Origin of the sequence: Micromonospora noduli (assembly GCF_003264365.1) — a bacterium.
GTDB lineage: Bacteria > Actinomycetota > Actinomycetes > Mycobacteriales > Micromonosporaceae > Micromonospora > Micromonospora noduli.
This window is the reverse complement of record NZ_PYAK01000111.1, coordinates 1-7883: the sequence shown is the minus strand read 5'-3', so window position 1 is coordinate 7883 and position 7883 is coordinate 1. Positions and strand designations below refer to the sequence as shown.

Genomic DNA, 7883 nt, shown 5'->3' with positions numbered 1-7883 from the left:
CGGCCGGCGGCCGGCGGCGGGCGGCGGGCAGCACCGGCGGCGGGCAGCCGGCGAGCGGCCGGCGGGGTGGGACTCAGCTGATCAGGGGGCGGAAGGTGCCCAGGAGGACGCTCGTGGTCAGGGCGGCGGCGGAGAGGACGACCGCGCCGGCGATGAGGAGGACGTCGGCGCGGGTGAAGTGCTGCTGACGGGCGACGGTACGAGGTGTGCCGGCGTCGAAGCCACGCGCGTCCATCGCCACCGCCAACCGGGTGCCTCGGCGGATCGCCCCGACCAGCAACGCGAACGCGGTGGATGCGAAGAGCCGCAGCTTCGCCACCGGGTTGCGTCCCGCGTCGACGCCCCGCGCGCGTCGAGCCATGCTGATCATCTGCCACTCCTGACCGAGCAGCGGCACCAGCCGGAACGCGGCCAGCGCCCCGATGGCGAACCGGGCCGGCGCCTTCGCGTTCTGGATCAACGCGTCGGCCAGGTCGGTGGGGTCGGTGGTCGCGAAGACGATCACACCGGGCAGGGCCACCGCGAACACCCGCAGCACCAGGCCGAGCGCGGTGAGCAGGACGCCGGTGCTCACCAGCACCGGTCCCACGTCCAGCAGGACCCGGCCGGACCGGTCGGCTGCGAACAGCACCAGGGTAACCAGGATGCCGGCGGCACTGAGCAGCAGCGGCCAGGCCCGCCGGGCCAGCACCCGGTAGCGGATGCCGAACAGCGGCAGGACGGCCAGTTCGAGGGCGATGGCGATCGCCGGGGCCACCGGGTCCAGGGTCGCCAGCAGGGTGAACGAGACGACGAGTGCGGCGGCGACCTTCGCCACCGGGTTGCGGCGGGCCAACGGCGCGTCCGGTGCGGCGACCGGCTCGATGCTGATCATCGGGGGTCGTCCGGGGCGCGGTGCAGGGTGACGGTGCGGTCGGCGAGCGCGGCGACGAAGTCCGCGTCGTGGGTGACAGTGACCAGGCCGTGCCCGGCGTCGCGCAGGTCGGCGAAGAGGTCGACCAGCTCCCGCCAGGTCCGCCGGTCCTGGCCGAAGGTGGGTTCGTCGCAGATCAGCAGGCGTGGCGCGGTGGCCAGGGCGGTCGCGACGCTCAGCCGCCGCGCCTCGCCACCCGAGAGGGTGTACGGGTTGGCAGCGGCGAGCCGGGCCAGCCGTAGCCGGTCCAGCAGCCCGGCCACTGTCTCCTTGACGGCCGCCTCGGGTTGACCGGTGCGGCGCGGGCCCAGCGCCAGCTCGTCGAAGACCGTGCTGGTGACGAACTGGTGCTCCGGATCCTGGAAGACCGACCCGATCCGTCGGGCCAGCGCGGGCGCCCGCCACCGGTGCGGGGGAGTGCGGTGGTCCGCGCCGGCCAACTCGGCCGACGCGGTGACCCGACCGTCGCCGGGCCGGAGCAGACCGCCGAGCAGCAACGCCAGGGTGGACTTGCCGGCACCGTTCGGTCCGCGTACGGCGAGTGCCTCACCGGCGCGTACCGCCAGGTCGGTGGAGCCCAGCCGCGGCGGCAGGCCGAGCCGGTCGGCGGTGAGCAACACCTCCCCGGGGTCGGCGGTGGCCGCTCGGGGCGAGATGGGGTGACCGGGCACCCAGACCCCCTCGGCGGCCAGGGCTGCGCCGTGGGCGGCGAAGACCGCCTCGGGTGTGCCGTCCGCGCGGACGCCGCCGCCCGGTTCCAGGACGACCACCCGGTCGACCAGTGGCAGTGCCTCGGCGACCCGGTGCTCGACCAGGATCAGCGTGGTGTCGGCGTCCAGCGCGCCGGCCACCGCGTGCCGGACCAGCTCGGCTCCGGCCGGGTCGAGGTTGGCTGTCGGCTCGTCGAGCAGCAGCAGGGCGGGGCGCAGGGCCAGCGCGCCGGCCAGGGCGAGGCGTTGCTGTTCGCCGCCGGAGAGCGCCGCGGTGTGGCGGTCCCGGGAGTACGGGAAGCCGACCCGGTGCAGCGCCTCGTCCACCCGGGGCCAGATCTCGTCGGCCGGCACGCCCCGGTTCTCCAGCCCGAACGCGACGTCGTCGCCGCAGCGCGCCATCACCAGTTGGGTCTCCGGGTCCTGGAAGACGATGCCGACCCGTTCCCGCCCCTTGCGCGGGTCGAGCCCGTCGATCTCGACGGTGCCCTCCTGCTCGCCGGAGTCCTCGGGAAGCAGCCCGGCCAGCGCGCTGAGCAGTGTGCTCTTACCAGCCCCGGAGGGCCCGAGCAGCAAAACCCGCTCCCCAGCCTCAACCCGCAGATCAACCCCGTGCAGGGCCCAGGCGCGCCGCCCAGCGTGCCGCCACCCGAACCCCCGCAGCAGTACCCCGCCCACCAACCCACCTCCTCCGACCCAACCGGCCCCGTCCACCCCGGTTGATCAAGAGGTTTGCGTCAGGAAATCGCCTTCCGTTGACGCAAACCTCTTGATCAACGCGCGAGTGGGTGGGGTTAGACCAGGGCTCGGTTTCGGCCTGCTGGGAAGCGGTCCAGGACGCCGGTGTTGGCCAGTGCGTTCGTGAGCAGCCAGCCGCCGAGGCCGGCGATCACTGTGGCGCTGACGATGGTGAGCAGCGCGTACGGGATGCGGTAGTCGGTCAGCGCGTAGTCGACGTTCCAGACGAAAAAGTCGAACAGCGCGGCGCTGAGGCCGGTCAGCGCGCCCGCGAACACCGCGGTCGGCAGCCGGAACGACCGGTACCGGAAGGCGGCGAAGGCCAGCTCGGCACCGATGCCCTGCACGATGCCCTGCGGGATCACCGTGCCGGCCCACTGGCTGCCCAGCAGCGCGGACAGGACCGCGGCCACCGTCTCGCAGTACAGCGCGGCGCCGGGCTTGCGGATGACCAGCCCACCGATCACCGCCGGCATCAGCCAGACGCCGTAGAGCAGCGTCTGCGCCGGCGGGAAGAAAGCGAACGCGCCCTCGGTGGCGCTCCAGACGAGGCCCCAGGCCCAGAAGATGACGCCGAAGGCGACCGCGATCACCGAGGCGACCACGATGTCGATGGTGCGCCAACGGTGTGTGTCGGTGGTGGATTTCATGTGTTGCTCCCAGTTCGTGAGTGCGAACCAGGAGAAGACGCACGCCGCGTCCGGTGGCACCGGACTGCGGCGCGGCTGGAGGTCGACCGAACTCCCTGCGCTGGCATTACCCAGATCAGGTTCGAGGGTCTGCGGGCGTGCCCGCACTCTCAGCGCTGTGCGCTCCCCTGTCGGATATGAAGTTGTCTCGCTGACGCTAACACCGACCGGGGGTACGGGCCCAGCAGGGCATCCGCTGACCTGCGGGAGCGACCGGCCGACCGCCGGCTGGGTACGCTTCCGATCATGCGGGTTGACGCGCGAGGCTTCACGTTCGAGGTGACCGTCGGCGGTCCGACGGACGGCGTACCCGTCCTGCTGCTGCACGGTTTCCCTCAGCACAGTGGCGAGTGGGACGACGTGGTGCCGGCGCTGCACGCGGGTGGACTGCGCACGTACGCGCTGGACCAGCGCGGTTACTCACCCGGCGCCCGGCCCACGGCGGTGGCCGACTACCGGATCCCCGAACTGGTCACCGACGTGGTGGCGGTGCTCGACGGGCTCGGGCTGGACGCCGTGCACCTGGTCGGCCACGACTGGGGCGCGATCGTGGCCTGGGCGGTTGCCGCCCGGCACCCCGAACGGGTGCACACGCTGACCGCGGTGTCCGTACCGCATCCGGCGGCCATGGCGCACGCCCTGAGCACCGACGCCCAACAGAAGGCCCGCTCGTCGTACATCGCGCTGTTCCGCAAGCCCGACAAGGCGGAGAAGGTGCTGCTGGCGTGGCACGCCACCGCGTTGCGCAAGCTGCTCGGCGGGGTGGGCGACACGTCCCGGGTGAACCGGTACGCCGACCCGATGCGTGAGCCGGGGGCGCTCACCGCCGCGCTGAACTGGTACCGGGCGATGTCCCGCGCCGACCTGGCCGGCGTCGGCCCGGTCGAGGTGCCCACCACGTACGTCTGGAGTGACCGGGACGTCGCCATCGGCCGGACCGCCGCCGAGGCGTGCGCGCAGAACGTCACTGGGGACTACCGCTTCGTGCAGCTGCCCGGGGTGAGTCACTGGATCCCGGACGCGGCGCCGGCCCCGCTCGCCGAGGCGATCCTGGCCCGAGCCGGCGGAACGGCCTGAGCCGTGCGGGTCCGCGAGGTGAACCGGTGGCAGGACGTACGACTCGACGCGGACGACTTCGCCGCGTTGGGCGGGGACCTGGAGGCCACCGGAGCGGTACGCACCGCACCGGTCGGCACCGGGACCGGCAGGTTGATGCGCCAGCGGGCGGCGGTCGACTTCGCGGTTCGCTGGCTGGCTCGTAATCGAACGACGGAGGACGTATGACGGTGAATGCCGAGGACTACCTGGCCGTGGTGACCGAGACGATCGGGCGGGTGGCCGCCAGTCAGCGGGAGGCGGTGGGGCGGGCCGCCGACCTGATCGCCGAGGCCGTCCGAGCCGACGGCGTGGTGCACGCGTTCGGCACCGGGCACTCGGAGGCCCTCGCCATGGAGATCGCCGGACGGGCCGGCGGGCTGGTGCCGACCAACCGGATCGCGCTACGCGACCTGGTGCTGCTCGGCGGCGAACCGGCCGACCGGCTGGGCCCGCTGCTGGAACGGGACCCGGCCGTCGCGCACCGCCTCTACGAGCTGGCCCCGGTGCGCCCCACCGACGTCTTCGTGCTGGCCTCGAACTCCGGGGTCAACGGCGCGATGGTGGAGTTCGCCACGCTGGTGAAGGAGCACGGTCACGGGTTGGTGGCGATCACCTCGGCGCAGCACTCCGGCCGGATGACCTCCCGGCACCCGTCCGGGCGCAAGCTGAGCGACCTCGCCGACGTGGTGCTCGACAACGGCGCACCGTACGGCGACGCGACGCTGCCCCTGCCCGGTGGCGGCGCGGTCGGCGCGGTCTCCTCGATCACAGCGGCGCTGCTGGCGCAGCAGGTGACCGTGGAGGTCGTGGCGCGGTTGCTGGCGGCGGGGGAGCGGCCCCCGGTCTACCTGTCGGCGAACATCCCGGACGGCGACGCGCACAACAACGAGCTGGAAGCGCGGTACGCGGGCCGGATCCGACGCGGGTCCTGACACGGTGCCGGCGGCCGACCTGCGTCGCCGAATTGAACGGCCGGTGTCGTGAACCTGTTTCGCGCTCGGCCGGGTGGGGCATTGGCGTTGCTGCCGGCGGCCGGGACCGCCGGCAGTAGCGTCTCACCGGAGGTAGCGCGTGTCCAAGGAGACCGAGAAGCAGCGCTGGCAGCGCAACTTCGCCGACCTGCTGCAGGAGTTGCGGGTCGCCCAGACCGGCGTGCAGATCCTCTTCGCCTTCCTGCTCACCCTGCCGTTCAGCAACGGGTTCACCAAGACCACGGAGTTCCAGCGCGACGTCTACATCGTGGCGCTGCTCGCGGCGGCCGCCGCCACCGCACTGATCATCTCGCCGGTGGCGTTCCACCGGGCGCTGTTCCGGCAGGGGCGCAAACCGGAGCTGGTCCGCTTCGCACACCGGATGGCCACCGGCGGCCTCGCCTTCATGCTGATCGCGATGGTCAGCGCGGTGCTGCTGATCACCGACTTCGTGTTGGACCGGCCGATCGCCTTCGTGCTCAGCGCCCTGGCCGGAATCTGGTTCCTCACGTTCTGGGTGGCCCTGCCGTTCGCCCGACGCAACTGGGGTGAGGACGACATCGACGACGATGACGACGACCCGGACACCATCAACGGTCGCTGACCGCGCCGATCTTCACGCAGCGCTACCCCTGGGTAACAACCGGGGGTAGCGTGGCGGTAGTCGCGCACGTCGAACAGCCGCACCGAGCTTCGAGGGGGCAGCCGTGACCACGACGCAGGATGGCCGACCGGCACCGGACGGCCCCGACTCCGAAATCACCGCCGGTGCCGCCGCGCCACTGCCCGCGGAAGCCGGGCAGGTCACCGAGAAGGAGGCCCGGCAGGTCGCCGAGGCCGCCCGGGAGTCCACCTGGGACCGACCCAGCTTCGGCAAGGAGTTGTTCCTCGGCCGGTTCCGGCTCGACCTGATCGACCCGTGGCCCCGATCCGATCCGGACGACGTGGCTCGCGCGGAGGAGTTCCTCGGTCGGTTCCGCGCCTTCCTGACCTCCGAGGTGGATGGTGAGGCCATCGAGCGGGACGCGTCGATACCCGACTCGGTGTTCCACGGCCTGGCCGACCTCGGCGCGTTCGGCATGAAGATTGACCGCAAGTACGGCGGGCTCGGGCTGAGCAACCTGCACTACTGCCGGGCGCTCATGCTGGCCGGCTCGGTCAGCCCGGCCATCGGCGCGCTGCTCTCGGCGCACCAGTCGATCGGGGTGCCGCAGCCACTGAAGATGTTCGGCACCGCCGAGCAGAAGCAACGCTTCCTGCCCCGGCTCGCCGCCGGCGAGGTGTCCGCGTTCCTGCTCACCGAGCCGGACGTCGGCTCCGACCCGGCCCGGCTGGCCACCATCGCGGAGCCGACCGAGGACGGCACCGGTTACCGGCTCAACGGGGTGAAGCTCTGGGCCACCAACGGCATCGTGGCCACCCTGCTGGTGGTGATGGCCCGGGTGCCGGCCACCGAGGGACGTCGGGGCGGGATCACCGCGTTCGTGGTGGACGGCGACAGTCCCGGCATCACCGTCGAGCGACGCAACGAGTTCATCGGCCTGCGCGGCCTGGAGAACAGCCTGACCCGGTTCCACGACGTGATCGTCCCCGCCGAGAACGTCATCGGTGGCGAGGGCAAGGGGCTGAAGATCGCCCTGACCACTCTGAACACCGGCCGGCTCTCACTGCCGGCCATGTGTGTGGGCGCGGGCAAGTGGGCGTTGAACGTGGCCCGGGGGTGGGCCGCCGACCGGGTCCAGTGGGGACGGCCGGTGGGCGAGCACGAGGCGGTCGCGCAGAAGCTCTCCTTCATCGCCGCCACCACGTACGGCATGGAGACGATGCTCGACCTCTGCTGCCTGCTCGCCGACGACGACCGCAACGACATCCGGATCGAGGCGGCACTGGTCAAGCTGTACGCCAGCGAGATGGCCTGGAAGATCGCCGACGAGCTGATCCAGATCCGGGGTGGGCGCGGTTACGAGACGGCGGACTCACTGGCCGCCCGCGGCGAACGCCCGGCCGCCGTCGAGCAGATGCTGCGCGACCTGCGGATCAACCGGATCTTCGAGGGCTCCACCGAGATCATGCACCTGCTGATCGCGCGGGAGGCGGTCGACGCCCACCTGTCGGTGGCCGGCGACATCATCGACCCGGACGCGGGGCTGGGCCGCAAGGCCCGAGCCGGCGCGCGAGCGGGCGCCTTCTACGCGAAGTGGCTGCCCACCCTCGCCGTCGGTCGGGGGCAGAGCCCTTCGGCGTACGCCGAGTTCGGCCCGCTCGCCGCGCACCTGCGCCAGGTGGAGCGTTCGTCGCGCAAGCTGGCCCGGTCGACGTTCTACGCGATGTCCCGCTGGCAGGGAAAGATGGAGCGTAAGCAGGCGTTCCTCGGCCGGGTGGTGGACATCGGCGCCGAGTTGTTCGCGATGTCCGCGGTCTGCGTCCGGGCCAACGCCGAACGGGACAGCCGCCCGGAGAACGTCGAGCTGGCCGACCTGTTCTGCCGGCAGGCGCGGGTGCGGGTGGACGCCCTGTTCGCCGCACTCTGGGACAACACCGACTCGGTCGACACCGCCGCCGCGAAGCGCATCCTCGCCGGCCGCTACGCGGGCCTGGAGGAGGGCGTGCTCACCCCGTCCGAGGAGCTGCCCTGGGTGGCCCGCTGGTCGCCCGGCCCGTCCACCGCCGAGGACGTCCGCCGCCGCATCCCCCCAAAGCCGTAAACCGCGCCGCGCGGGCTCGCCGCCGCGCGGGCTCGCCGCCGCGCGGGCTCGCCGCCGCG

General features: G+C 72.4%; 8 protein-coding genes and 1 riboswitch. Of the genes, 5 read left to right on the top strand and 3 right to left on the bottom strand.

Going from position 1 to position 7883, the window contains the following annotated elements; translation table 11 throughout:
• Positions 1 to 73 precede the first annotated feature (73 nt).
• The 3 genes from GUI43_RS32850 to GUI43_RS32840 form a co-directional block, all read right to left on the bottom strand.
• Positions 74 to 874, bottom strand: coding sequence for an energy-coupling factor transporter transmembrane component T family protein (locus tag GUI43_RS32850; protein WP_112700666.1), 801 nt, complete (start codon positions 872 to 874; stop codon positions 74 to 76).
• On the bottom strand, positions 871 to 2301 hold the full coding sequence (locus GUI43_RS32845) for an ABC transporter ATP-binding protein (RefSeq protein WP_112700664.1): 1431 nt from the start codon (positions 2299 to 2301) through the stop codon (positions 871 to 873). The genes GUI43_RS32850 and GUI43_RS32845 overlap by 4 nt, the downstream gene beginning before the upstream one ends.
• Positions 2302 to 2417: 116 nt before the next feature.
• Entirely contained in the window at positions 2418 to 3011 is a 594-nt protein-coding gene (locus GUI43_RS32840; protein WP_112584646.1) for an ECF transporter S component, read from the bottom strand.
• A gap of 74 nt (positions 3012 to 3085) precedes the next feature.
• A riboswitch (TPP riboswitch) is annotated at positions 3086 to 3190 on the bottom strand.
• Between the two features lie 106 nt (positions 3191 to 3296).
• Here GUI43_RS32840 and GUI43_RS32835 point away from each other — a divergent pair.
• From GUI43_RS32835 to GUI43_RS32815, 5 genes are all read left to right on the top strand, one after another.
• The gene (locus tag GUI43_RS32835) at positions 3297 to 4127 is read left to right on the top strand and encodes an alpha/beta fold hydrolase (RefSeq protein WP_112700662.1); all 831 of its coding nucleotides are present in this window, start codon (positions 3297 to 3299) and stop codon (positions 4125 to 4127) included.
• 18 nt (positions 4128 to 4145) lie between these two features.
• Positions 4146 to 4334, top strand: a complete 189-nt coding sequence (locus GUI43_RS32830; RefSeq protein WP_244220604.1) for an AAC(3) family N-acetyltransferase — start codon at positions 4146 to 4148, stop codon at positions 4332 to 4334.
• A complete protein-coding gene (locus tag GUI43_RS32825) occupies positions 4331 to 5080 on the top strand; it encodes a sugar isomerase domain-containing protein (protein ID WP_112700660.1) in 750 nt (249 codons plus the stop codon). Before GUI43_RS32830 ends, GUI43_RS32825 begins: the two co-directional genes overlap by 4 nt.
• Positions 5081 to 5219: 139 nt before the next feature.
• Positions 5220 to 5723: a DUF6328 family protein gene (locus tag GUI43_RS32820; protein WP_112601178.1), complete on the top strand. Its 504-nt coding sequence runs from the start codon at positions 5220 to 5222 to the stop codon at positions 5721 to 5723.
• Positions 5724 to 5826: 103 nt separating this feature from the next.
• The gene (locus GUI43_RS32815) at positions 5827 to 7824 is read left to right on the top strand and encodes an acyl-CoA dehydrogenase family protein (protein WP_112584645.1); all 1998 of its coding nucleotides are present in this window, start codon (positions 5827 to 5829) and stop codon (positions 7822 to 7824) included.
• Positions 7825 to 7883 lie beyond the last annotated feature (59 nt).

Excerpts from the sequence above, each read along its gene's own strand:
- GUI43_RS32850 (WP_112700666.1), bottom strand. The coding sequence starts at position 874 with ATGATCAGCATCGAGCCGGTCGCCGCACCGGACGCGCCGTTGGCCCGC.
- GUI43_RS32840 (WP_112584646.1), bottom strand. The coding sequence starts at position 3,011 with ATGAAATCCACCACCGACACACACCGTTGGCGCACCATCGACATCGTG.
- GUI43_RS32835 (WP_112700662.1), top strand. The coding sequence starts at position 3,297 with ATGCGGGTTGACGCGCGAGGCTTCACGTTCGAGGTGACCGTCGGCGGT.
- GUI43_RS32825 (WP_112700660.1), top strand. The coding sequence starts at position 4,331 with ATGACGGTGAATGCCGAGGACTACCTGGCCGTGGTGACCGAGACGATC.